This window comes from Kitasatospora sp. NPDC097643 (assembly GCF_040302625.1).
Classification (GTDB): Bacteria; Actinomycetota; Actinomycetes; order Streptomycetales; family Streptomycetaceae; genus Kitasatospora.
On the sequence record NZ_JBEOSA010000017.1, the window covers coordinates 1 to 23,996 of the forward strand.

Below are 23,996 nucleotides of genomic sequence, written 5' to 3' on the forward strand. Positions count from 1 at the left end.
CGGCGAAACGCCCGAGTACGACCCAGTACGAGGTCGCTTCGCCGGCACGCCCAGCCGGGCGCCCAACGCCGCGCGCTGATCCGGCGCGAATTGTCGGACAGGCCCTGGGCCTGTCCGCGACACGCGGATCCCGCTCACCCTCCCGGAGCAGCGCCGCCGCCCGTAGGGTCGGAGCCATGAGCGAACACGTGGGGATTGTCCTGGTCTCGCACAGCGCGCGGCTCGCGGACGGGCTGCGCGAGCTGCTCGCCGAACTCGCCCCGGACGGCGTGCGGGTGGTGGTCGCGGCCGGCACCGAGGACGGCGGGCTCGGCACCAGCTACGAGCTGATCGCCCGGGCCGTCGCCGCCGCGGACGGCGGGGCGGGCGTGGTGGTGCTGCCGGACCTCGGGAGCTCGGTGCTGACCGCCGTCACCGTGCTGGAGGACGAGCCGCGCCCGGGCGTGCGGCTGGTGGACGCGCCGTTCGTGGAGGGCGCGGTGGCGGCCGCCGTCACCGCCTCGGCCGGGGCGGCGCTGGCCGAGGTGGTCGCGGCGGCCGAGGAGGCCCGGGCCTTCCGCAAGCTGTGAGCGGCCACCCGGCGTCTCCACAGGCTGTGGACGGCTACTTGGCGTCGGCGTAGCAGTCCACCACCGCGGTGGTCAGCGGGAAGCGGACCGGGGTGTCCCCGAACACCAGCTGCCGGGCCTCCTCGCCCGCCTCCGCCACGGCGGCGGCGACCTGGTCGGCGAGGTTGGCCGGGGTGTGCACGATCACCTCGTCGTGCTGGAAGAACACCAGGTGCGGGCGGTCCGCCGGGCCGGCCGTCGGCAGCGCGTTCAGCCGCCGGCGCAGCGCCGCGAGCAGGGCGAGCGCCCAGTCGGCGGCGCTGGCCTGGATGACGAAGTTGCGGGTGAAGCGGCCCCGGGCGCGGGCCGTCCGGCCGCCGGCCTCGCCGGCCGTGTCGGCCTCGGTGAGGTCGAGGAAGGCGGCGGAGGCGGGCGGGCAGACCCGGCCCAGCCGGGAGGCGACCACGCCGCCGTCCTCGCCGGTGCGGGCGGCGGCCTCGACGTAGTTCATCGCGGCGGGGTAGCGGCGGCGCAGGGTGGCGAGCAGCGGGCCGATGTCGCCGCTGGTCTGCCCGTACATGGCGCCGAGCAGACCGAGTTTGGCCTTGTCCCGGTCGCCCTGGAAGGCGCTGGCGGCCAGCGCCTGGTAGAGGTCGCCGCCGGCGGCGGTGCGGGCCAGCCCGGCGTCCTGGGAGAGCGCGGCGAGCACCCGCGGCTCCAGCTGGGCGGCGTCGGCGACGACCAGCAGCCAGCCCGGGTCGGCGACGACGGCGCGGCGCAGGATGCGCGGGATCTGCAGGGCGCCGCCGCCCCGGCTGGCCCAGCGGCCGGAGACCACGCCGCCGACCACGTACTCGGGGCGGAACCGGCCGCCGCGCGCCCAGGCGTCCTGCCAGGCCCAGCCGTGCGCGGCGTGGATCCGGGCGAGCTCCTTGTAGCGGATCAGCAGGGCGGCGGCGGGGTGGTCGACGCCCTTGAGCTCCCAGGAGCGGGTGGAACCGAGCTGGATGCCCTGCTCGGCGAAGGCGCGCAGCACCTGGGTGTGCGAGTCGGGGTTGAACGGGCGCCCGCCGAGGGCCTGTTGGAGTTCGACGGCGAGCTCGGCGAGGCGTCTCGGCTGGGTGCCGGGGACGGTCGGGCGCGGGCCGAGCAGCTCGGTGAGCAGCCGGTCGTGGACGTCGCCGCGCCAGGGCAGCCCGTCGTGCGCCAGCTCGGCGGCGACCAGTGCGCCGGCCGACTCGGCGGCGGCCAGCAGCCGGAACCGGTGGCGGGCGGCCGGATCGGCGATCGCGGCGATCCGGCGCTGCTGCTCGGCGTGCACGGCGACGACGGCGGTCAGCGCGTCGGCGCCGGGCGGCAGTTGGAGGCGGTCGGGGGCGAACAGGGTGTCCTGCCCGCCGTCCGCGTCGGTGGCGCCGGGCTCGGGCAGGTCGTCGGGGACGGGCCGGCCGCGCAGCCGGGCCCAGGCGGCACCGAGCGAGCGCGGCGCGCCGAACCGGCCCTCGTGCGCGAGCAGCAGGGCCTCGACGAGCCGCAGGTCGTGGCAGCGGGCGAGCCGGTCGGGCAGCCGGGGCAGCAGCGGGGCGTAGGCGCTGTCGGCGGCGGCCCAGACCCAGCGCGGGTGGTCGGCGGCCTCCCGGGCGGCGACCGCGGCGGCGAGGTCGGGGACGGTCTCGGGCGGGCCGAGCGGGGTGCCGGCGTCGTCGAGGGGCTGGATCCGGCCGCCGGGGCCGTGCGGGTCGGGGACGAGGGCGGTCCTGGGTGCCACGGGGGCTTCTCCTCTCGGGCGCGCGGGCGGGCCTGCGTGGGGTCGGGTGCGGTCCGGCGGGTGCGGGTCCGGGCGGGCCGGGTGGTCCGGCCTCGACGGTAGCCGGTGGGTACGACAAGTCGGCCAGGGGCGCATAGGCAGGGTGGGTGACAGCGCGTATGGTCGGCGAAATGACCGACAACCCGTTCTTCAAGCCCAGCACCCTGGTCTACGAACTGCCGCCCTTCGCCGAGATCCGGGATGAGCACTACCTGCCGGCGTACCGGCGCGGGATGGCCGAGCAGCTGGCCGAGGTGGCCGCGATCGCGGCGGATCCGCAGCCGCCGACCTTCGACAACACGCTGGTGGCCCTGGAGCGTTCCGGGGAGCTGCTGCGCAGGGTGGACGCGGTGTTCCGCAACCAGGCCGCCTCCGACACCAGCGGGCCGGTCGACGCGGTGGACGCCGAGGTGAGCCCGCTGCTGGCCGCCCACCACGACGCGATCCACCTGGACCGCGGGCTGTTCGCCCGGATCGAGGAGCTGTACGGGCGTCGCGCCGAGCTGGGCCTGGACCCGGAGTCGCTGCGGCTGCTGGAACGCCGGCACACGGCCTTCGTCCGCTCCGGCGCCCGGCTGGGCGAGGCCGAGCAGACCCGGCTGCGCGAGCTGAACACCGAACTCGCGGCCCTCGGCACGACGTTCCAGCAGAACGTGAACGCCGCCGACCGGGCCGCCGCGCTGGTCCTCGACTCGGCCGGGGAACTGGACGGGCTCTCCCCGGACGCGGTCGCCGCCGCCGCGGAGAACGCCCGGGTGCTCGGGCACGAGGGCAAGTACGTGCTGAGCCTGAAGAACACCTCCGGCCAGCCCGAACTGGCCCTGCTCACCGACCGGTCGGTGCGCGAGCGGCTGCTGACGGCCTCGCTCGGCCGGGCGGCGGAGGCCAACGGCCCGCTGGCGATCCGGATGGCCGGGCTGCGCGCCGAGCGGGCCGCGCTGCTGGGGCACCCGAGCCACGCCGCGTACGTGGTGGAGGACGAGACGGCCGGCACCGTGGAGGCGGTGTCCGGGCTGCTGGCCCGGCTGGTGGAGCCGGCGGTGGCCAACGCCCGCCGGGAGGCCGCCGAGCTGGCCAAGGCGGCGGCGGCCGACGGGATCGAGGAGCTCGCCGCGCACGACTGGGCGTACTACGCGGAGAAGGTCCGGCAGAGCTCGTACCAGGTGGACGCGGCGGCGCTGCGCCCGTACTTCGAGCTGGAGCGGGTGCTGCACGACGGCGCGTTCTTCGCCGCCAACCTGGCGTACGGGCTGACCTTCACCGAGCGGCCGGAGCTGACGGCCCACCACCCGGACGCCCGGGTCTTCGAGGTGTTCGAGCAGGACGGCGGCCCGCTGGGCCTGTTCGTCGCGGACTTCCACGCCCGCGAGTCCAAGCGCGGCGGCGCCTGGATGGACGAGCTGGTCGGCCAGTCCGGGCTGACCGGGCGGCGGCCGGTGGTGCTGAACAACCTGAACGTTCCGCGCCCGGCCCCGGGCGAGCCGGTGCTGCTGACCTGGGACGAGGTGCGCACGCTCTTCCACGAGTTCGGGCACGCGCTGCACGGGCTGTTCTCGGACGTGCGCTACCCGCTGTTCGCCGGCACCGCGGTGCCCCGGGACTTCGTCGAGTTCCCCTCGCAGGTCAACGAGATGTGGATGGTCCGCCCGGAGGTGCTGGCCAACTACGCCCGCCACCACGTGACCGGGGAGCCGCTGCCGGCCGGGCTGGTCGAGCGGATGGCGGCGGCCGAGGGCTTCGGGCAGGGCTTCCGGACGGTGGAGTACCTGGCGGCGACGCTGCTGGACTGGGCCTGGCACACCGTGCCGCAGGGCCAGGAGATCGCGGACGCCGAGGAGTTCGAGGCGCGGGTGCTGGCCGGGGCCGGGATCGCGGTGGCCGCGATCCCGCCGCGCTACCGGACGGCGTACTTCCAGCACATCTTCTCCAGCGGCTACAGCGCCGGGTACTACGCGTACATCTGGTCGGAGGTGCTGGACGCCGACACCGTGCAGTGGTTCGAGGGCAACGGGCGGTCGGTGCGGGAGAGCGGGGAGCTGTTCCGGCGCGAGCTGCTGGCGCGCGGGCACAGCCGGGAGCCGCTGGACTCCTTCCGCGCGGTGGTCGGCCGGGCGCCGGAGACCGGCCCGCTGCTGGCCCGCCGGGGCCTGGGGTAACCGCCCCCGCCGCCGACGCCCCGGGACGGTCAGCGCGCGGTCAGCGTGACCGTCACCGGGGTGCCCGGGCGTGCGTGCGGCAGGCGGATCCGGACGCCGCCGGCCCGGTCGCCGGTCGGCTGGTCGACCTCGGTCCGGGCCCCGGCGGGGGTGACGGCGACCCGGGCGCCGTGCGGGAACGCGGCCGGGGGCAGCACGAGTTCGGTGGCGTGCCCGGTGCCGTCGGCGCGCCACCGCACGGTCCGCCCGGTGGCGTCGCCGGTGGTGGTCGCCGCGCTGCCCGCGACCGCCGCCGGGTACGGCCCGAAGGCGGGCTCGTCGCCGGGGGCGGGCCGCCCGGCCGGGTCGAGCGCGCAGTAGCCGCCGGTGCCCCGGCACCAGTACCACATGGTCCAGCCCTCGGCGAAGCCGTCCATCGCCGCGACCTGCCGGCGCACCAGCTGGGTGTTGCCCGGCCGCCGGGAGTCGGGCGGGCCCCACTCGCCGACCAGGACGGGCAGGCGCTGGGCGGCCGGGTAGTCGGTGATCGCGGCGGTGTAGCGCTCGACGAAGCCGCCGGACGGGTCCCAGTCGGCGCCGGACTCGACGGCGGTGTCGTAGAAGTGCGGCGCGTAGCCGAGCCGGGGCGCGCCGGGGCGCGGGTCGGTGAAGCCGGGCAGCCGGGTCGGGACGCCCTGGCCGACCAGCACGGTCGGTTCGACGAACAGCCAGGCCCGGGCGTCGGCCCGGCGCACGGCGGCGATCAGGCGGCGGTACATGTCGGCGAGCCGGCCCTGCTCCAGCGCGGAGGCGGCGGCGGCGAGCACGGCCGGGTCGGTCGGGTCGCCGTCCACCGGGCCGAACGGCTCGTTGAACAGGTCGTAGCCCAGCAGCGAGCGGTGGCCGCGCAGTTCGCGGGCGAGCCGGGTGTAGAAGTCGGCCTGCCAGGCGCGCAGGTCGGGGTCGTCGTAGAGGTGGCGGAAGGCGGCCTGGACGGCGGGCTGGAAGTAGCCGGCGAACCAGTCGTCCGGGTCGGGGGTGAACGGCAGGCCGTCGTCGCGGGTGGCCCAGCGCGGGATGCCGCGGTCGCCGCCGCCGAACTGCGGCCCGTAGACGTCCTGGTGGAGGTCGACCAGGGCGAGCACGCCGTACCGGTCGGCCCAGCCGAGGAGTTGGTGCAGGCGGTGCAGCTCGGCCGGGTCGAGGCGGCCGCGTTCGGGCTCCAGCCGGTTCCAGGAGACCGCCACCCGGATCAGCGTGAACCCTTGTGCGGCAATGGACTTGACGTCCGCCTCGGTGGCCTCGGCGTACTTGTCGAGGTTGAAGCCGCGCAGCTGGAGCCGGCGGCCCTGGGCGTCGGTGAGGGCGGTGCGGCCGTCCGGCCCGGTGACGGTGCCGGTGGGGAAGCGCGCGGGAGGCGCGTCCGCGGCCCGGGCCGGGCCGGCGCCCAGCGTGGCGGTGACGGCGAGCAGGAGGGCAACGGCGGTGCGGCGCAGGCGCATCGGGACCTCGCACGGCGATGGGGGGCGGGCGTTCGCGGGGCCCGATGATGCCCGTACCGCCGTGGGCCGCACAAGGGTCGTGCACGGCCCGGGAGTTGGCGGGCGCGAGGCCCGGCAGGCTCCGGCGGTTCAGTCGACGGCCGGTTCGACGGCCGGGGGTTCGACCGGGCCGGTCGGCAGGACGGCGGTCGGCAGGTCGGCGGCGGCGGCGAGCCGGCCCCAGAGCAGGTCGGCGAGCGCCTGGACCATGCGGGTGCGGGAGCAGGGCCTGCTCTCCAGCCACCAGTCGCCGGCGGCCAGCACCATGCCGGTGATGCCCCGGCCCCAGGCCTCGGCGAGCAGTTCGCGGTCGGCGCCGAGGTCGACCTGGCTCTGCACGGCCCGGGTGATCTCCTCGGCGATCTGCCGCAGTGCGGGGGCGAGCGCCTGGCCCGGGCCGCTCGGGTCGCCCGGTTCGGGGTGGGTGAGCAGCCGGTAGACCTGCGGGCGGGCCTCGATGCCGGCCAGGTAGGTGTCCAGGACGTGCTCGACCCGGTCGCGGCGCTCCAGCGGTTCGGCGAGGGCGGCCCGGACGGCGGCCAGCAGGGCGGCCGTGTGGCGTTCGGTGAGGGCGGTGATCAGGCCGTTCCGGTCGCCGAAGTGCCGGTACAGGATCGGCTTGGTGATGCCGGCCTCGGCGGCGATGGCGTTCATGCTGGCGCGCGGACCGTCGCGCTGGATGACCCGGTCGGCGGCGTTGAGCAGCTGCTCGCGGCGGGGCTCTCGGGACATGCGCGACTCCTCGGGTGCTCGGCTCGGCCGGGGCGTTGACACCGGTTACCAATCAGTAGCAGACTCCGACGATGTTACCCGAGGTAACACCCCGGTCGGCCGTACCCCTTCTGCGGAGGAAAGCACCATGAGCAGCACGTTCTCGCTGGACCCGGGCGCGGACCAGCTCGCCGTACGCGACTGGCTGCACGGCTTCGCCGCCGACGTGATCCGCCCCGCCGCGGCCGAGTGGGACGAGCGCGAGGAGACCCCCTGGCCGGTCATCCAGGAGGCCGCCAAGCTCGGCATCTACTCGCTGGACTTCTACGCCCAGCAGTACTTCGACCCCTCCGGCGTCGGCATCCCGATCGCCATGGAGGAGCTGTTCTGGGGCGACGCGGGCATCGGCCTGTCCATCGTCGGCACCACCCTCGCCGCCGTCGCGGTGCTCGCCAACGGCACCGACGAGCAGATCGGCACCTGGACCCCGCAGATGTTCGGCACCCCGGACGACGTCAAGGTCGCCGCGTTCTGCTCCTCCGAGCCGGACGCCGGCTCCGACGTCTCCGCGCTGCGCACCCGGGCGGTCTACGACCAGGCCAAGGACGAGTGGGTGCTCAACGGCACCAAGACCTGGGCCACCAACGGCGGGATCGCCGCCGTCCACGTCGTGGTCGCCACCGTCGACGCGGAGCTCGGCGCGCGTGGCCACGCCTCCTTCGTCGTCCCGCCGGGCACCCCCGGGCTGAGCCAGGGCCAGAAGTTCAAGAAGCACGGCATCCGCGCCTCGCACACCGCCGAGGTGGTCCTGGACGACGTCCGGGTGCCCGGCAGCTGCCTGCTCGGCGGCAAGGAGAAGCTGGACGAGCGGCTGGCCCGGGCCCGCGAGGGCGTCCGGAAGAGCGGCAAGGGCAACGCCGCGATGGCCACCTTCGAGGCCTCCCGGCCGGCCGTCGGCGCGCAGGCGATCGGCATCGCCCGGGCCGCGTACGAGGTCGCGCTGGACTACGCGAGGACCCGGGAGCAGTTCGGCCGCCCGATCATCGACAACCAGGGTGTGGCCTTCCAGCTCGCGGACATGAAGACCCGGATCGACGCCGCCCGGCTGCTGGTCTGGCGGGCGTCCTGGATGGCCGCCAACAACCAGCCGTTCACGGCGGCCGAGGGCTCGATGTCCAAGCTGTACGCGGGCGAGACGGCCAAGTGGGTCACCGCGCAGGCGATGCAGATCCTCGGCGGCAACGGCTTCACCCGCGAGTACCCGGTGGAGCGGATGCACCGGGACAGCGCGATCTACTCGATCTTCGAGGGGACCAGCGAGATCCAGCGGCTGGTCATCGCCCGGGCGATCTCGGGGATGCCGATCCGCTGACCGCTCGGCCTGCCGTTACCGGGCCGCCCAGAAGGTGAGCCCGGCGGTGAGCGCGCCCACCACCGCGCCGACGATCGTCTGCGCGGTGGTGTGGTCCCGCAGCACCACCCGGGACCAACCGATCACCGCGACCAGCGGGTAGAGCAGCAGCCACAGCGGGCCCAGGCCGATGCCGAGGCAGACCACCGCGCCACTGGCGACGGCCGTGTGCACGGAGACCTTCCACCAGACCGTGATCACCAGGATCGGGATCAGCGAGGCGAACATCGCCGCCACCATCGCGGTCAGGTCGGCCGGGGCGTCCAGCCAGAGCATCACCGCGAAGCTGGTCAGCACCGAGCCCATGATGAACGGGATGACGGTCAGCCGGCGCTGCCGGTGGCCGACGTGCCGGTCCTCCAGGGTGCCCTTGCGGATCCCGCGCTGGATGAACAGGGTCGGGATCACGGCCGCGAACAGCGCCGCGAAGGCCGCCCAGCCGAGGCCGGCCCAGCCGTACCGGATGCCGCCCAGCAGGGGGAGCATCGCGATGATCACGTTCTTCGGCTCGACGCCGTCGGTGACCCGCCGGGCCCAGATCGTGGTGGTGGTGGGCTCGGTCATCGGGGGAGTGCTCCAGGCGGGATCCGGTACGGGTTGGCCGGATGATCGTATTTCCCTGCTCCGAGGGGCTCAGAAGCGGGGCTCGCGGCCCTCCAGAAAGGCCGCCAGGCCCTCCCGGACGTCCGGGGCCTCGCGGGAGCGGCGCTCCCAGGGGGCGAGCGCCTCCGCCGCCTGCTCCGGCGGCACGGCCAGCGCGGCCTTGACCGCGCCGATGGTCTGCGGCGAGCGCCGGGTCAGCAGCCGGGCGAACTCCAGCGCGTCCCGGTCCAGCTCGTCCCTGGGCACCACCCGGTCGACCAGGCCGATCGCGCTGTTGTGCGGGCCGACCGTCAACTCACCGGAGAACAGCAGCAACTTGGCCCGGGACGGCCCCACCAGCCGGGCCAGCCGCAGGGTCGGCACCGCCGGGTAGACCACCCCGAGCTTGGCCGGGGTGATCCCCAGCCTGGCGTCATCCGCGGCGAACCGCAGGTCGCAGGCGACGGCCAGCTGGCAGCCGCCGCCGACGCAGGCGCCGTGCACCACGGCGACGGTCGGGTGCGGGAACGCCGCCAGCGCCTCCTCGGCGGCCACGTTCACCCGGTGGTAGGCGTCCGCCCGGTCCGGATCGCCGTAGACCTCGGCGAGTTCGGCGATGTCCGCGCCCGCGCTGAAGGTGCCGCCCGCGCCGGTGACCAGCAGGACCCGCACGCCCGGCTGTTCGGCGATCCGCAGCAGCACCTCGGGCAGCGCCTGCCACATCTCCAGGGTGATCGCGTTGCGCCGGTGCGGCCGGTCGAACTCCAGGACGGCCACGCCGTCCTCGCCGACATGGGCGCGCAGCCCGTCGACGTGGGTGGGCAGCGGGGAGCGGTCCCGCGTGAGCAGCGGCTGGTCCATGCGCACCTCCGGATGATCGTGGTGCGCCCACCTTCTCAGGCCGGGGCGGCCTTCCTCAGGCCGGGGCGGCGCAGTAGTCGCCGAGCCCCCGCTCGACCAGGTCGAAGGCGCGCCGGGCCCGGTCGAGGGCCCCGGGCAGGGCGTCCGCGGCGCGTTCGCCGGCCAGCATCCGGCGCTGGTTGTCGGACGTCAGGGTCAGCCGGGCGCCCAGCAGTTGGGCGGCGGCGACCTGGGCGGTGAGCTCGTCGTGCGTCGGGTCCTGGACGAGGAGTTCGGCGGCCAGGTGCTCCTGCGCCACCCGGCCGAAGCCGGCGGTGGCGCGGGTCGCCAGCGCCGGGGTGCGGTGGATGAGCCGGACCACGTCGAGCACGACCGGGTCGTCGCTCAGGCCGCTGGCCGGGTCGAGCTGCTGGAGCGCGGCGATGAACTGCTCGCGCAGCGCCGTCACCGCGGAGGTGCCCGGCGCGCGCTCGCGCACCACCCGGGCGGGCTCGTCGAGGTGCTGCTCCATCGGGCTCATGACCAGGTCTTCCTTGGTCGGGAAGTAGTTGAAGACGGTCATCTTGGACACCTCGGCGGCGGCCGCGATCTCGGCGACCGAGACCTGGTCGAAGTCCCGGGCCGCGAAGAGGCCGATGGCGGTGCGCCAGATCCGGATGCCGGTCTGGATCTTCTTGCGCTCGCGCAGCGGGAGCGCGTCGAGGTCGAGGTCGCGGTCGGGGCCGAGGTCGAAGACGGGGTGCGCAGCCATGGGGTGACCGTACCAGGATCAAAGATTGACCGGGCTGAATTGTGTGCCCGGATGAACGATGGACCAGGCTGAAGAATCGACCGGGCTGAACAATTGACCCGGTACAAAAATTCTGTCATGGTGGTGCCGTGCCGCCGGCCGCACCGGACCGGCTCCCGACTCCGCAGCCCCTGGGGGGACTTCCCGATGACGCCCACTGCCCTGACACCGCCCCTGATGACACCGGCCCAGCGCAAACTGGGCATGGTGCTCTGCCTGGTCACGATCGTGCTGGCCGTGCTCGACATGAACATCGTGTCCGCGGCCACCGTGCCGATCGTCCGGGACCTCGACCCCGTCCACGGCGTCGACCGACTGCCCTGGCTGGTCAGCGCCTTCGCCCTCGCCGCCACCGCGCTGCTGCCGCTCTACGGCAAGCTCTGCGACCTCTACGGCGCCAAGCGCGTCCTGCTCGGCGCGGTCGGCACCTTCCTGCTCGGCTCGGGCCTGTGCGGCGCCGCGCAGTCGATGGACCAGCTGATCGCCTTCCGCGCCCTCCAGGGCATCGGCGGCGGCGGGTTGATGAGCGTCACCATGGTGGTCGTCGCCCACCTCAAGGACCCGGAGGACCGCGGCGCCGGCAGGGGCGGCGCGATGGGCGGCATCGTGGCCGGCCTCGGCATGGCGATCGGCCCGCTGGTCGGCGCGCTGTTCACCGACCACCTCAGCTGGCGCTGGATCTTCTACGTCAACCTGCCGCTCGGCCTGCTCGTCCTGGTCGGCGCCGCCCTCGTGCTCAAGCTGCCCGCGACGGCCGGCCGGCGCAGCCTCGACTTCCTCGGCGCGGCCCTCGCCGCCGCCTTCGCCACCACCCTGCTGCTGGTCACCGAGTGGGGCGGCAAGGACTACGCCTGGACCTCGCCGGAGATCCTCGGCCTCGCCGCCGTCGCCGTGGTCACGCTCGTGCTGTTCCTGTGGCGCCAGGCCACCGCCGCCGAGCCGGTGCTGCCGCTGTCGCTCTTCCGGATCCGCGTGGTGCGCCTCGGCTTCGCCGTCCAGGGCCTGGTCGGGATGGGCATGACCGGTTCGATCATGTACGTGATGCTCTACCTGCAGATCGCCCGGGACGTCGCCCCGACCACGGCCAGCCTCTACCTGATCCCGATGGCCGCCGGGATGACCGCGATCGGCCTGCTGGTCGGCCGGCTGACCTCCCGCGGCCACTCGCCGCGCACCTTCCTGGTGGCCGGCGCGGCCTGCGCGACGCTCGCCCTGGTCCTGCTCGGTCTCAGCGGGCCGACCACCGGGCTGTGGGCGGTGTGCGCCGAACTCGCCCTGCTGGGCTGCGGACTGGGCCAGCTGATCGGCCAGCTGATCACGCTGGTCCAGGAGGCCGCGCCGGCCCACCAGCTCGGCGTCGCGACCACCGGGATCCGCTTCTTCCAGACCCTCGGCAGCGCGCTCGGCGCCGCCCTGTTCGGGACGCTACTGGCCCGGGTGTTCGAGGCGGGTGAGCCCGGCGAACCGCTCGGTGCCGTCCGCTCGCTGGCCGGCGCGGCCCGCGAGCACGCGCTGGGCAGCTTCACGGACGCCGTCGACGTGGTGTTCCTGTCGGCGGGCGGGGTGCTCGGGCTGGTGCTGCTGCTCGCGGTGCGGCTGCGGGCCACCGAGGCCGCGGCGGGGGTCGGGGAGGAGGACCGGCCGGTACTGGCGGCCTGACCGCCGGTACCGGCGGAGATGCGGGGCCCGGTGGACGACGGGGGTGTCCACCGGGCCCCGCGCGTTCGTCGGGCGGCACGGCCGGGCTTCCCCGGCCGTTACGGCCGGGCCTCCCCGGCGGTTACGGCTCGGCGCGCCACTCCGGGGCCAGCACGGCCCAGATCTGGTAGTCCTCGCGGACGCCGTTGTGCAGCACGTACTCGCGCAGCAGGCCCTCCTGCCGCATCCCGGCCCGCCGGGCGGCGGCCTGGCTGCGGGTGTTGGCCGTGCTGGTCCACCACTCGGCGCGGTGCAGGCCCCGGGTGACGAAGGCGTAGTCGAGCAGGTGCCGGACGGCGGCGGTGATCAGCCCGCGGCCCTCGCTGGCCGGCTCGGTCCAGACGCCGATCTCGCAGTTGCCGCCGGCCGCGTCGAACTTCACGAACATCACCCCGCCGACCAGCGTGCCGTCCAGCCAGATCCCGTAGAGCCGGCCGGTGTCGGCGGCCTGCTGGTCGGCGTAGCGCTGCAGGGTGGCCCGGGCCGAGTCGAGGTCGGTGGAGCGGGTGGCCCACGGGATCCACGGGTCGGTGTGGGCGCGGGCGCGGTCGATGTGCGCCAGGAACTCGGCCGCCTGCCACGGCTCCAGCGGGCGCAGCTCGGCGTTCTCGGCGAGCGGGACGGCAAACATGGGCGGGCCTCTCACAGCGGTGCGGGGTGGTGCGGGGTGCTCCGTCCGACCATACATAACAAACGTTTGGTATGTACGATGAGCGCCATGACACCGGCCCGAGGAGACCACGACGCCCGCCGCCTGGAAGTCTCCGAAGGGGTGTGGCGGGTGCTCTCCACCCGGGGCTTCGAGGGGCTGACGCTGCGCGCCGTGGCCGCCGAACTGGGGGCCTCCACCGGGCTGTTGACGCACTACTTCCCGAACAAGCGGGCCCTGCTGAGCCATGCCCTGGAGGAGCTCGACCGGCGCTCCGGCTCCCGGCCCCGGCGCACCGACCCGCCCGGCGGCACCCCGCCGCCCGCCGGACTGGCCCAGCTGCGGGCGGCACTGCTGGACGTGCTGCCGCTGGGCGAGGCGGACGTCGCGGACAACCGGATCTGGGTCGGCTCGTGGGACGTCGCGCTCGCCGACCCCGAGCTCGCGGGTGCCCACGCGGCCCGCTACCGCCGCGCGCGGGCGGCCCTGACGGACCACGTCGCGGACGCCCAGCGGCTCGGTGAACTCCCCGCCGGGGCCGATCCGGCCGCGCTCGCGGCGGGGGCGCAGGCCTTCGTGCTCGGCCTGGTCGTGCAGGCGCTGTTCGCCCCGGAGGAGTTCCCGGCCGAGCGGCAGACGGCCCTGCTGGACGCCTACCTGACCGGTCTCGCCGCCGGGGCCTGACCGCCCCGGAGCAGGCCCCCGGCCCGGATCACCGTTCCGCTCCGGCCTGCCACAGGCCGCCGGGCAGGCCGACGGCGGCGCGCAGGCGCAGTTCGCGGTCGGCCGAGGCGGTACGGGCGAGCAGCCGGGCGGGTTCGGGGAAATGCTCGGGGGTGGGTGATTCGCCCGGGATTTCGGTTGTTCGGGGCTCGTCGCGCGGTTGGTCCCGAACTGGTGCCGAAGGGTGGGGCGGAGTTTCTGCGGAGAACATGACACGCATTGTCACGGGTTATGCGCGGTGGGTGTGCGTGATTATCGGGAGACCGGCCGCGGCCGGGCGGAACGGGCGCCGACCGGGCGGCCGGCGGGAATTGCCAGGTGGCGCCCCCAGCAGGATTCGAACCTGCGACCTACCGCTTAGAAGGCGGGTGCTCTATCCGCTGAGCTATGGGGGCGGGACGGCGGTGCCCGGGTGGGCGTGACCGTGGCCGGGATCGGGTGACGAGCGCTTGGGGGCGCGCGTGTCCGGCCCCGTACCGGAGGGTGGGGGTGGGGGTTGGTGGGCCCTCGCCCTGTCGGGGACAGGATAAGGGTGCCCAGATCCTCGGCCGGGTGCGACAACACCGTCGTTGGTGTGTCGGTTCGGTGGAGCGGTCCGATAATCGCAGGTGAAGGCTGTGAGTGCAGCGGTCTGGGACAGTTCCGGGCCGGACGTTGTGCAGTCGTTACGGGGCTGCCGCCTCACCCGTTATGGATTCGACACGGAGAAACTGCCGCCGCCGGTGGGGGTGGGGGGCGTATTCGGGATCCTTCGGTCGGATGACGTGCGCAGATGTGCGCGGACAGCCGTTCGGGGGCGTGCTGGTGGTGATGGTGTACGGTCGGATTCTTGTCATGACCGCGAAGAGTCGAGGGCGAAGGGCTGCCCGGAAGACTGGAATTCACCCCCGCGAGTGACAGTAGTTTTCCACAGGCCCGAGTTGTCCACAGGATTTCGGAACTTCCGCGCGGGGATTTTTCGGGAAGTGCACTCTCAACGCGCACCGGTCGATTCCGTACGGTGCATCGGCGAGAGCGGAGGGTGCGCTGTGAACGAGACTCAGGTGACGGTGATGGGCAATGTCGCGAGCGAGGTGAGCTACGGGGAAACCGGCAGCGGGGTGCCGATGGCGAACTTCCGGCTGGGCTGCACCGAGCGGCGGTACGACCGGCAGCGCGAGTGCTGGATCGACGGCGAGACGCAGTGGCTGACGGTGACGGCCTGGAGGGCGCTGGCGGTGAACCTGATCGGCTCGCTCGCGAAGGGGGATCCGGTTCTGGTGAGCGGCCGGCTGCGGGTGCGGGAGTGGGGCGAGGGGGAGCAGCGGCGGACCAGGGTGGAGATCGACGCGCGATCGGTCGGACACGACCTCACCCGCGGTACCTCGGCGTTCCGTTGGGCGTCGGGGGCGCGCGGGCACCCGGTGGGCGGAGTGTCGGGCGGCTCGGCGGGCGGTGCGCTGGGCGGTGCGCCGGGCGGCCCCGCAGCGGCCGGAGGACAGGCCGCGGGCGAGGTGGTGCCGGGGTGGATCGCGGACGCACTGGAGGCGCGCAAGGCCTCGGCGGTGGCGGTGGGGGAGAGTGGCGGGGTGTCCGGTGGGGGGCGTGGAAGTGACGGCCAGGGGGTGCTGATCTGACCGTTCGGCGACCTTAACTGTCGACAAATATGTTGATCGAGACGGTTGTTGCGCCCGCACGCCCAATCACTTCCGGATAACAGAAAGTGGCCGAGGGATTCTGTTCGATCGTCAGCTTGTGTGGAAAGTGGGAGGGTTGATAACGATACAGATACGGTATCGTCCTGATTTCGCATGGAGGTTTCGGGGCCCCTGGGGCTCAATAGGATTCGATTGGTTCATACCCCGCAGAGGCGCCACAGGGGGCGCCCGCGGCAGAGCAAGTCGGCGAGGGCTGCCCATCGGCACGGCCCGGCCCGGAGGGATCCCAGATGTTCCAGAGGCAGGGGCGGAGTCTCCCCCGCATAACCACTGTCATGCTCACGACCAGCCTTGCGCTCGGTGGCGGCCTGTTCGCGGCCGGTGCGGCGGCGGCCGACACCCCGGCGTCGGGTGTCACCGCCGTGGTCCAGAACAAGATGCTCGGCGAGAAGATCGACGTTGACGGCAAGCGGACCGTCGACGGTGGTCTCTTCACCCTGAAGACGGCCGCGGGCGAGGAGCTCCGGACGTACTGCATCGACTTCGACAACCCGGTCTACCTGGACAGCGGCGCCAAGTACCACGAGTCGGACTGGTCGTCGAGCTCCCTCAACAGCAACGCGAACGCCCCCAAGATCCGCTGGATCCTGGACAACTCGTACCCGCAGGCGAACCTGAAGTCCCTGGCCGCGGCGATCCACGTCGACGACCTGACCGACGCGGACGCCGCCGCCGGCACCCAGGCCGCGATCTGGAAGTTCTCGGACGACAAGAACGCCGTCCCGCAGAACGACAACGCCAAGAAGCTGCGCGACTACCTGGTCAGCGACGTCAACAAGGGCGTCGCGGCCGAGCCGAAGCCCTCGCTGACGCTCACCCCGGACTCCGCCTCCGGCAAGTCGGGCAGCAAGCTCGGCCCGTTCGTCCTGAACTCCAGCGCCAACGAGGTGAAGCTGGCCGTCTCCGGCGACGCCGCCGACAAGGCCAAGCTGGTGGACAAGGACGGCAAGCCGGTCAACGGCACCCTGGCCGGTCCGATCGCCAAGGACACCCAGCTGTTCCTGGACGTGCCGGCCGGCACCCCGGACGGCAAGGCCTCGATCGCCGCCACCGCCGACGCCAACGTGCTCAGCGGCCGCGTCTTCATGAGCGGCGTGGACGACAACGGCCGCCACAGCCAGACCATGATCCTGGCCGGCTCCACCAAGGTGAGCGTCGCGGCCCAGGCCAAGGCCAACTGGAAGCAGGGCAAGGGCGCGCTGATCGACAGCAGCGCCAAGGTCGAGTGCGCCAGCGGCGGCGTGCGGGTGTCCGTCACCAACACCGGTGACGAGGCCGGCACCGCGACGGTCGGCAAGCAGCAGGTCGTCGTGCAGCCGGGCAAGACCGAGAGCGTGGTCGTCAAGGTCGCCGAGAAGACCGCCTACGACATCACCGTGACCGGCCCGAACGGCTACACCAAGAAGTTCACCGGTGTCCTCGACTGCCAGACCGGCGTGACCCCGACCGGCACCCCGACCGTCCCGGCCACCGGCACCACCCCGACCACCTCGGTGACGCCGTCCAGCACCCCGTCGAGCAGCGCCAGCACCTCCGCCGCCCCGGCCCCGGTCTCCACCAGCACGGCCCCGGGCACCGGCGGTCTGGCCCAGACCGGTGCCAATGACTCGACCCCGATCCTCGCCGCCGTCGCCGGTGGCCTGGTCGTGGCCGGTGCCGCCGCGGTCTTCGTCCTGCGCCGTCGCGGCCGCCACGGTGGCAACGCCGCCTGATCCGACAGTGCTGAAGACCAGCGCTGAAGATCGGCACTGAGTAGCAGTACCTGTTGGCCCCGGCCCGGCCCCCCGCACCCGTTGCGGGGGGCCGGGCCTGCGCGTTTCCGCAGCCCCGGCCGACCCGCGACGGGCGGGGCCCGATACCCCGGTGGGGGGTCACCCCGGCGGTTCGGGGCTCCCGGCCGGGTGCGGCACAATGGAAGGCTGCAAGCCGAATACTCCCGACGACGCCGGAGCGATCTCACGTGGCGGAATACATCTACACGATGCGCAAGGTGCGCAAGGCGCACGGAGACAAGGTCATCCTTGACGACGTGACGCTCAGCTTCCTCCCCGGGGCGAAGATCGGCGTCGTGGGCCCCAACGGCGCGGGCAAGTCGACCGTGCTGAAGATGATGGCCGGCCTGGAGCAGCCCTCCAACGGCGACGCCTTCCTCTCGCCCGGCTTCACCGTCGGCATGCTGCTCCAGGAGCCGCCGCTCGACGAGTCCAAGAGCGTTCTGGAGAACGTCCAGGACGGCGTCAAGGAGATCAAGGGGAAGCTCGACCGCTTCAACGAGATCGCCGAGCTGATGGCCACCGACTACTCGGACGCGCTGCTCGACGAGATGGGCAAGCTCCAGGAGGAGCTGGACCACGCCGAGGCCTGGGACCTGGACGCCCAGCTGGAGCAGGCCATGGACGCCCTGGGCTGCCCGCCCGGTGACTGGCCGGTCACCAAGCTCTCCGGTGGCGAGAAGCGCCGTGTCGCGCTCTGCAAGCTGCTGCTGGAGGCCCCCGACCTGCTGCTGCTCGACGAGCCCACCAACCACCTGGACGCCGAGTCGGTGAACTGGCTGGAGCAGCACCTGGAGAAGTACAAGGGCACCGTCGTCGCCGTCACCCACGACCGGTACTTCCTGGACAACGTCGCCGAGTGGATCCTGGAGCTCGACCGCGGCCGCGCCTACCCGTACGAGGGCAACTACTCCACCTACCTGGAGACCAAGCAGTCCCGTCTCAAGGTCGAGGGCCAGAAGGACGCCAAGCGCGCCAAGCGCCTCAAGGAAGAGCTGGAGTGGGTCCGCTCCAACGCCAAGGGCCGCCAGGCGAAGTCCAAGGCCCGTCTGGCCCGCTACGAGGAGATGGCGGCCGAGGCCGACAAGATGCGGAAGCTGGACTTCGAGGAGATCCAGATCCCGCCGGGCCCGCGCCTGGGCAGCGTCGTCATCGAGGTCGAGAACCTCTCCAAGGCCTTCGGCGAGAAGATCCTGATCGACGACCTCAGCTTCACCCTGCCGCGCAACGGCATCGTCGGCGTGATCGGCCCCAACGGCGCCGGCAAGACCACGCTGTTCAAGATGCTCCAGGACCTGGAGACCCCGGACGCCGGCAAGGTCAAGGTCGGCGAGACGGTCAAGATCAGCTACGTCGACCAGAGCCGCGCCAACATCGACCCGAAGAAGACCCTCTGGGAGGTCGTCTCCGACGGTCTGGACTGGATCAACGTCGGCCAGGTCGAGATGCCGTCCCGCGCCTACGTGTCGGCCTTCGGCTTCAAGGGTCCGGACCAGCAGAAGCCGGCCGGCGTGCTCTCCGGCGGTGAGCGCAACCGCCTGAACCTGGCGCTCACCCTCAAGCAGGGCGGCAACCTGCTGCTCCTCGACGAGCCGACCAACGACCTCGACGTCGAGACGCTGTCCTCGCTGGAGAACGCCCTGCTGGAGTTCCCCGGCTGCGCCGTGGTCATCTCCCACGACCGCTGGTTCCTGGACCGGGTGGCCACCCACATCCTCGCCTACGAGGGCGAGAGCAAGTGGTTCTGGTTCGAGGGCAACTTCGAGTCGTACGAGAAGAACAAGGTCGAGCGGCTGGGCGCCGACGCGGCCCGTCCGCACCGAGCCACCTACAAGAAGCTGACCCGAGGCTGACACCCAGCTGTCACCACGGCCCGGCAGACTGCCCTCCGGGGCGGCCTGCCGGGCCGCGGCCCGCCGCCACCGCACGGCGGCGGGCGACCTGACGTCGAGGAGAACACCCGTGGCCCGCCACATCTACGCCTGCCCGCTGCGCTGGTCCGACATGGACGCCTTCGGGCACGTCAACAACGTGGTCTTCCTGCGCTACCTGGAGGAGGCCCGGATCGACTTCATGTTCACCCAGGCCGCCGAGGCCGGTGCCGGGGAGTTCGCGGGCGGCTCCGTGGTGGCCCGCCACGAGATCGACTACAAGCGCCCGCTGGTGCACCGGCCCGAGCCGGTCACCATCGAGACCCGGGTGACCCACATCGGCGGCGCCTCGCTGACCGTCTCCTACGAGATCAAGGACGTCGACGAGGACGGCACCGAGACGGTGTACGTCCGGGCCTCCACCGTCGTCGTCCCCTACGACCTGGCCGCGGGCCGGCCGCGCCGGATCTCGCCCGTGGAGCGGGAGTTCCTCTCCCGGTTCATGGACGACGAGCCCGCCGTCGTCGCCGCCTGAGCCGAGCGGCCCCGACGCCATCGACGACCCCGCAGCCCCGACGGCCCCACGGCCCCTACCGATTCGAGCTGACCAGCGTTGACCGTCACCGTCCGTCTCGCCCTCGCCGACGCCGGGGAGGCCGCCGACCTCTCCGCCTTCCTGCTGCGTCTGCTGCGCTTCGACAAGGCGGCGGCGGTGCGGTTGCAGGCGGTGGCGCCGAGCGCCGGGGACGCAGCCGGGGACGCAGCCGGGGACGCAGCCGGGGACGGCGTGCTGGCGGTCTTCGGACGGCTGCCGCTGGGCGGCTCGGGCGCGCTGGCGATCCGGACCGCGCGGCTGGGCGGGCTGGCCGAACCGGTCGATCTGACCGTCTCCGCGGGCCAGTTGCTGGAGGGCGTGGACGCCGAGCGGGGCAGCGTCGCGCTGCCCGCCCCGGTGACCGGACCGGCCTGGGCCGGGCTGCTGCCGCCGCGCACCGGCTGGCGGCCGGTCGGGGCGCCGCCGGCGACCGAGGTGTACCCCGAACTGATGGCCGGGGTCCAGGAGTTCCGCGAGCGCAGCGAGGCCGTCCCGGCGCACCACCGCACCCGCGCGGTGCTGGACGCGCTGGCCGACGAGATCTGGTCCCGCCCGGTCACCGCGCTGCCCGAACTGCCGCTGCGGGCGGTGCACGCGGCCTACGTGATCGGCTTCCTCAAGCCCGGCGCCCCGCTGACCGTGCACCGGGCGGGCGGCTGGCTGCGGCTCAGCGCCCCGGCCGGCTCGGTGGCCGTGCGCACGGTGGCCGCGCCGGGCTCGGGCCTCGGGCTGAGCCTGCGGTAACCGCACCGCCCTCAGGCCTCTGCAGCCCTCAGCCCGGGGTGTTGACCATCGAGGCGGCGGCGTAGGTGAGGTAGTCCCAGAGCTGCCGCTCGGCGTCGGCGGGCAGGGCGAGTTCGTCCACCGCCGCCCGCATGTGCTTGAGCCAGGCGTCGTGCGCCGCGCGGTCGACCTTGAACGGGACGTGCCGCATCCGCAGCCGCGGGTGGCCACGGTGCTCGCTGTAGGTGCGCGGGCCGCCCCAGTACTGCATCAGGAACAGCGCCAGCCGCTCCTCGGCCGGCCCGAGGTCCTCCTCGGGGTACATCGGCCGCAGCAACTCGTCCTCGGCCACGCCCTGGTAGAAGCGGTGGACCAGCCGCCGGAAGGTCGGCTCCCCGCCGACCTGGTCGAAGAAGGTCTCCTCGCTGAACGTGCCCCGTCGGATCTCTGTCACCCGACCATGGTCGCAGACGCCGACGGGGTCGTACACCAGGACCGAAGGCGTACGACCCCGCAGGGTCCGGCGGCCGACCGGGCGGTCGACCGTCAGTGCTCAGCGCGTGGGACTCACACGTCGTCCCACTTGAACAGCTTCCAGGAGATCAGGGTCAGCACGGCCGCGAAGAGCAGCAGCCCGCCCATGGTGGGCACCGCGTCCATCACGCCGCCGCCGCGGCTCAGCACCGACTCGGAGGCCGTCACCAGGTGCCGCAGCGGCAGCACCTCGGAGACGGTCTTCAGCCACGCCGGCGCGTCGTCCATCTTGAAGAACGAGCCGGACAGGAAGGACATCGGCAACACGATGATCTGCGCGATGCCGTTGGCCGCCTCCTCGGTCTTGGCGATCGAACCGGCCAGCAGACCGATCGACATGAAGGCGACGGTCGCGCAGAGCACCAGCGGGATGATCAGCCACCAGTTGCCGGTGAGCTTCAGCCCGAAGAACGGCGTGGTCGCGACCACCAGGAAGATCGCGGTCTGGGCGAGTGCGGTGACCACCGACACCACGACCCGGGAGGCGATCACGGACAGCGCGCTGACCGGCGCCAGCCGCAGCCGGCGGAGCACCTTCTTCTGCCGCCAGCCGACCAGGGTGAGCGCGGCGCCGAACACCGCGCCGGTGGCGACGGCCCAGCCGAGCAGACCCGGGGTGAGGAACTGGATCGGCTTCAGCGACTGGTCCTCGACCTGGGCCGGATCCAGCACGAAGGCCGGCGACTTGCCGGTGGCCTTCTCGTAGACGGCCTGGTTGGCCTGGGTGACGACCGAGTTGAGGATGCCCTGGACCGCGCCGGCCCGGACCTGGTCGGCGGCGCTGAAGCGCAGCTCGACCTTGCCGTCCGGGCCCTGCTTGATCATCGCGTCCAGGTCGCCCTTGCGGACCTTCTCCAGCGCGGCCGCCTCGTCGTCGCCCTTGCTGATCTGGAGGACCTTCTCCAGCTCGGCCCGGCCGCCGCCCTGCACCGAGTCCAGCACCTGCACCGCGCCGACCTGGGCGACCTTGGCGTGCGGGCTGGTGGCGCCCTTGAGCAGGGTGCCGAACAGCAGCAGGAACATCAGCGGGAACAGCATGATGAAGAAGACGGCGCTGCGGTCGCGCAGGAAGGACCGCAGCATCACCCGGGAGAGGCTCCCGAACGCGCTGACCCGCCCCTCGGCGGCGGCTCCGCCGCCGGCCGGACCGCCGCGCTGGGCGGGGACCTTCGGCTCGGTGGACGTGGTGTTCGTCATGCGCGGAACTCCCGTCCGGTCAGCTGGAGGAAGACGTCCTCCAGGGTGGCGCCGCGCACTTCGAGGCCGCGCAGCGCGTTCTGCTCGGCCAGGACGCTCAGGACCGGGGCCGGCAGGCGGGTGGCGACGGACAGCGACACGCCGTCGTCCTCGACGGAGACGATCTCGGCGCCGGCCGCGGTCAGCAGCTCGCGCGCCCGGTCGACGGTGAGCAGACCCGACTCGACACTGATCCGGACGGTGTCGTCGATCTCGCGGATCAGCGCCGCCGGGGCGCCGGTGTGCAGGATCTTCCCGTGGTCCATGATCGAGACCCGGTCGCAGAGCACCTCGGCCTCGTCCAGGTAGTGGGTGGTCAGGATGACGGTCCGGCCCTCGCGGTTGATGTCCCGCAGCAGGTCCCACAGGTTGCGGCGGGACTGCGGGTCGAGGCCGGTGGTGGGCTCGTCGAGGAAGACGAGCTCGGGGTCGTGGGCCAGCGCGCAGGCGATCGACAGGCGCTGCGCCTGACCGCCCGACATCTGCTCGGTCATCACCCCGGCGGAGTCGGCCAGGCCGACCCGCTCCAGCATCGCATCGGCCCGCTTGGGGCCGACCCCGTAGAACGACGCGAAGGTGTGGATGGTCTCCCGGGCCGTCAACTTCCGGAAGAACGCGGTGGCCTGGAACTGCACGCCGATGCGCGGCAGCAGCTTCGGGTTGCGCGGCCAGGGGGCCATCCCCAGCAGTTCGACCCGGCCCTCGTCCGGTTTGCGGATCCCTTCCAGGATCTCCATGGTGGTGGTCTTCCCGGCCCCGTTCGGGCCGAGGATCCCGTAGAACTCGCCGGCCTCGACGGTGATCGACACCCCGTCGACGGCCTGCACATCCCCGTACCGCTGGCGGATGCCGTCAGCGGATATAGCAGCAGTCATGTGCCCTGAGCCTAGGGCTTTCCGACAATCCTGTGCACATCCGGGGGTGCTGATTTGTGGATTCTCTGAGGAATCGGGAACAAAGCCGGGCCGGGCGGAGGTTGAACTCCGCCCGGCCCGGCCGGTTCTGCCTGCTGACGGGTGCTCAGGCGCGGTGCACCGTGATGGTGGTCCAGGCGCCGATGTGGATCCGGTCGCCGTCGTTCAGCGGGATCGCGGTGTGCGGGGCGATCGGCTCCGCGCCGCCGTTCACCGTGGTCCCGTTGGTCGAGTCCTGGTCCACCAGCACCCAGCTGCCGTCGGCCTGCTCGGCCAGCAGCGCGTGCTGGTGCGAGGCGCCCGGGTCCTCCGGCGGCACCGACAGGTCGATCTCCGGCACCGTGCCGCGGTGCTGGCTGCGCCGGCCGATCCGCAGCTGGCCGCGGCCGGTCAGCGGGACGCGCCGCTCGGGGCAGTACGGCGGGAAGAACAGGCCGGCCGCCTCCGGGCCGCTGCGGGCCATCATCTCGGTGAAGTACTCGCGGTCGGCGGCGACCACCGCGATCCAGTTGGCCCGTACCGGCTCCGGCTGGACCGGCTGCGGCTGGACGGCCTGCGGCGGAACGGCCTGCGGCGGGACGGCCTCCGGCTGGGGCTGCGGCGGCATCGGCGGGGCCAGGTGGAACGAGGTGCCGTAGTCGTTGCCCCGACCGGCGGGGCCGACGGGGGCGGCCGGAGCGGCCGGGTGGGCGTAGACCGGGCCGGAGTCCTCGCGGACCGAGGGGTCCGGGAAGAGCCCCTCCGGCGGCGGGTAGCCGTAGGTGTGCGGGAGCGCCGGCGGCTGCGGCTGCGGCTGGGCGGGCTGCGGCGGCTGCGCGGTGCCGCCGTACGCCGCCGGGATGTTCAGCGGCGCCGGGGGCTGCGCGGGCCCGGGCGCCGGGATGCCGACGGCCGGGGGCTGGCGGCGCGACGGCGTGGACAGCTCGTAGTCGTAGCCGCACTCCTCGCAGAACCGGCCGGTCTGCGGGCTGCGGCAGATCGGGCAGAGCACCAGGCCCTCGGTGAGGTCCGGGTAGGCCTGCGCCGGGGGCGGCGGCACCGCACCCGGCGGCGGCGGGACGGCGCCCGGCGGCATCGGCGGGGGCGGCAGCGGCGCGCCGTAGGGCGCACCGCCGTGCTCCGGGTGGCCGACGGGTGCCCCCGGCATCCCCGGCGCGCCCGGCGTCCCCGGGTGGGCGCCGGGCGGCGTCGGGGCCGG

Annotated in this window: 22 protein-coding genes and 1 tRNA gene; 10 read left to right on the forward strand and 13 right to left on the reverse strand. The window is 73.4% G+C overall.

The window, feature by feature from the left end:
• The first annotated feature begins 176 nt into the window (after positions 1-176).
• Entirely contained in the window at positions 177-569 is a 393-nt protein-coding gene (dhaM, locus tag ABTY15_RS13910; RefSeq protein ID WP_350581724.1) for a dihydroxyacetone kinase phosphoryl donor subunit DhaM, read from the forward strand.
• Between the two features lie 34 nt (positions 570-603).
• Here dhaM and ABTY15_RS13915 read toward each other — a convergent pair whose 3' ends face one another.
• Positions 604-2,316: a bifunctional 3'-5' exonuclease/DNA polymerase gene (locus ABTY15_RS13915; protein ID WP_350581730.1), complete on the reverse strand. Its 1,713-nt coding sequence runs from the start codon at positions 2,314-2,316 to the stop codon at positions 604-606.
• A gap of 170 nt (positions 2,317-2,486) precedes the next feature.
• Here ABTY15_RS13915 and ABTY15_RS13920 point away from each other — a divergent pair, with 170 nt between their 5' ends.
• Entirely contained in the window at positions 2,487-4,511 is a 2,025-nt protein-coding gene (locus ABTY15_RS13920) for a M3 family metallopeptidase (RefSeq protein WP_350581732.1), read from the forward strand.
• Between the two features lie 29 nt (positions 4,512-4,540).
• On the opposite strand, the gene ABTY15_RS13925 is transcribed toward ABTY15_RS13920, so the two are convergent.
• Together ABTY15_RS13925 and ABTY15_RS13930 are read right to left on the reverse strand one after the other, a co-directional pair.
• Complete coding sequence (locus tag ABTY15_RS13925) at positions 4,541-5,992, reverse strand: cellulase family glycosylhydrolase (RefSeq protein WP_350581735.1); 1,452 nt, start codon at positions 5,990-5,992, stop codon at positions 4,541-4,543.
• A 129-nt stretch (positions 5,993-6,121) separates the two neighbouring features.
• Entirely contained in the window at positions 6,122-6,763 is a 642-nt protein-coding gene (locus tag ABTY15_RS13930) for a TetR/AcrR family transcriptional regulator (protein ID WP_350581738.1), read from the reverse strand.
• A gap of 127 nt (positions 6,764-6,890) precedes the next feature.
• Between ABTY15_RS13930 and ABTY15_RS13935 the strand changes: the two genes are divergently transcribed.
• Positions 6,891-8,114: an acyl-CoA dehydrogenase family protein gene (locus tag ABTY15_RS13935; protein WP_350581740.1), complete on the forward strand. Its 1,224-nt coding sequence runs from the start codon at positions 6,891-6,893 to the stop codon at positions 8,112-8,114.
• A 15-nt stretch (positions 8,115-8,129) separates the two neighbouring features.
• On the opposite strand, the gene ABTY15_RS13940 is transcribed toward ABTY15_RS13935, so the two are convergent.
• From ABTY15_RS13940 to ABTY15_RS13950, 3 genes are all read right to left on the reverse strand, one after another.
• Positions 8,130-8,717, reverse strand: a complete 588-nt coding sequence (locus ABTY15_RS13940) for a phosphatase PAP2 family protein (protein ID WP_350581743.1) — start codon at positions 8,715-8,717, stop codon at positions 8,130-8,132.
• Between the two features lie 69 nt (positions 8,718-8,786).
• Positions 8,787-9,596, reverse strand: coding sequence for an enoyl-CoA hydratase/isomerase family protein (locus ABTY15_RS13945; protein ID WP_350581745.1), 810 nt, complete (start codon positions 9,594-9,596; stop codon positions 8,787-8,789).
• A gap of 55 nt (positions 9,597-9,651) precedes the next feature.
• The gene (locus ABTY15_RS13950) at positions 9,652-10,347 is read right to left on the reverse strand and encodes a TetR/AcrR family transcriptional regulator (protein WP_350581747.1); all 696 of its coding nucleotides are present in this window, start codon (positions 10,345-10,347) and stop codon (positions 9,652-9,654) included.
• Positions 10,348-10,533: 186 nt separating this feature from the next.
• On the opposite strand from ABTY15_RS13950, the gene ABTY15_RS13955 reads away from it, so the two are divergent.
• Positions 10,534-12,045: an MFS transporter gene (locus ABTY15_RS13955; RefSeq protein WP_350581752.1), complete on the forward strand. Its 1,512-nt coding sequence runs from the start codon at positions 10,534-10,536 to the stop codon at positions 12,043-12,045.
• Positions 12,046-12,166: 121 nt separating this feature from the next.
• Here the strand turns inward: ABTY15_RS13955 and ABTY15_RS13960 are convergent, their stop codons facing one another.
• Entirely contained in the window at positions 12,167-12,715 is a 549-nt protein-coding gene (locus tag ABTY15_RS13960) for a GNAT family N-acetyltransferase (RefSeq protein ID WP_350581755.1), read from the reverse strand.
• Between the two features lie 87 nt (positions 12,716-12,802).
• Here ABTY15_RS13960 and ABTY15_RS13965 point away from each other — a divergent pair, with 87 nt between their 5' ends.
• Complete coding sequence (locus ABTY15_RS13965; protein WP_350581758.1) at positions 12,803-13,417, forward strand: TetR/AcrR family transcriptional regulator; 615 nt, start codon at positions 12,803-12,805, stop codon at positions 13,415-13,417.
• 28 nt (positions 13,418-13,445) lie between these two features.
• Here the strand turns inward: ABTY15_RS13965 and ABTY15_RS13970 are convergent, their stop codons facing one another.
• Both ABTY15_RS13970 and ABTY15_RS13975 read right to left on the reverse strand, forming a co-directional pair.
• Positions 13,446-13,667, reverse strand: coding sequence for a hypothetical protein (locus tag ABTY15_RS13970; RefSeq protein WP_350581761.1), 222 nt, complete (start codon positions 13,665-13,667; stop codon positions 13,446-13,448).
• 108 nt (positions 13,668-13,775) lie between these two features.
• Positions 13,776-13,851: transfer RNA gene (locus ABTY15_RS13975), tRNA-Arg, on the reverse strand.
• Positions 13,852-14,484: 633 nt separating this feature from the next.
• Here ABTY15_RS13975 and ABTY15_RS13980 point away from each other — a divergent pair.
• The 5 genes from ABTY15_RS13980 to ABTY15_RS14000 all read left to right on the forward strand — a co-directional run bounded on the left by ABTY15_RS13980 (position 14,485) and on the right by ABTY15_RS14000 (position 20,135).
• On the forward strand, positions 14,485-15,072 hold the full coding sequence (locus tag ABTY15_RS13980; RefSeq protein ID WP_350581764.1) for a single-stranded DNA-binding protein: 588 nt from the start codon (positions 14,485-14,487) through the stop codon (positions 15,070-15,072).
• A 356-nt stretch (positions 15,073-15,428) separates the two neighbouring features.
• Entirely contained in the window at positions 15,429-16,865 is a 1,437-nt protein-coding gene (locus ABTY15_RS13985) for a Cys-Gln thioester bond-forming surface protein (protein ID WP_350581767.1), read from the forward strand.
• Positions 16,866-17,113: 248 nt separating this feature from the next.
• Entirely contained in the window at positions 17,114-18,778 is a 1,665-nt protein-coding gene (gene ettA, locus ABTY15_RS13990) for an energy-dependent translational throttle protein EttA (RefSeq protein ID WP_350581769.1), read from the forward strand.
• A gap of 109 nt (positions 18,779-18,887) precedes the next feature.
• Positions 18,888-19,331: an acyl-CoA thioesterase gene (locus tag ABTY15_RS13995; protein WP_350581772.1), complete on the forward strand. Its 444-nt coding sequence runs from the start codon at positions 18,888-18,890 to the stop codon at positions 19,329-19,331.
• Between the two features lie 78 nt (positions 19,332-19,409).
• Positions 19,410-20,135 carry a DUF8185 domain-containing protein gene (locus ABTY15_RS14000; RefSeq protein ID WP_350581774.1) on the forward strand — a complete coding sequence of 242 codons (726 nt, stop codon included), beginning with the start codon at positions 19,410-19,412 and terminating at the stop codon, positions 20,133-20,135.
• Positions 20,136-20,163: 28 nt separating this feature from the next.
• On the opposite strand, the gene ABTY15_RS14005 is transcribed toward ABTY15_RS14000, so the two are convergent.
• The 4 genes from ABTY15_RS14005 to ABTY15_RS14020 form a co-directional block, all read right to left on the reverse strand.
• Complete coding sequence (locus ABTY15_RS14005) at positions 20,164-20,568, reverse strand: globin (protein ID WP_350581777.1); 405 nt, start codon at positions 20,566-20,568, stop codon at positions 20,164-20,166.
• Positions 20,569-20,681: 113 nt separating this feature from the next.
• Complete coding sequence (locus ABTY15_RS14010) at positions 20,682-21,845, reverse strand: ABC transporter permease (RefSeq protein ID WP_350581779.1); 1,164 nt, start codon at positions 21,843-21,845, stop codon at positions 20,682-20,684.
• Positions 21,842-22,759, reverse strand: coding sequence for an ABC transporter ATP-binding protein (locus tag ABTY15_RS14015; RefSeq protein WP_350581781.1), 918 nt, complete (start codon positions 22,757-22,759; stop codon positions 21,842-21,844). Before ABTY15_RS14015 ends, ABTY15_RS14010 begins: the two co-directional genes overlap by 4 nt.
• Before the next feature lie 145 nt (positions 22,760-22,904).
• Complete coding sequence (locus ABTY15_RS14020; protein ID WP_350581783.1) at positions 22,905-23,945, reverse strand: FHA domain-containing protein; 1,041 nt, start codon at positions 23,943-23,945, stop codon at positions 22,905-22,907.
• Positions 23,946-23,996 lie beyond the last annotated feature (51 nt).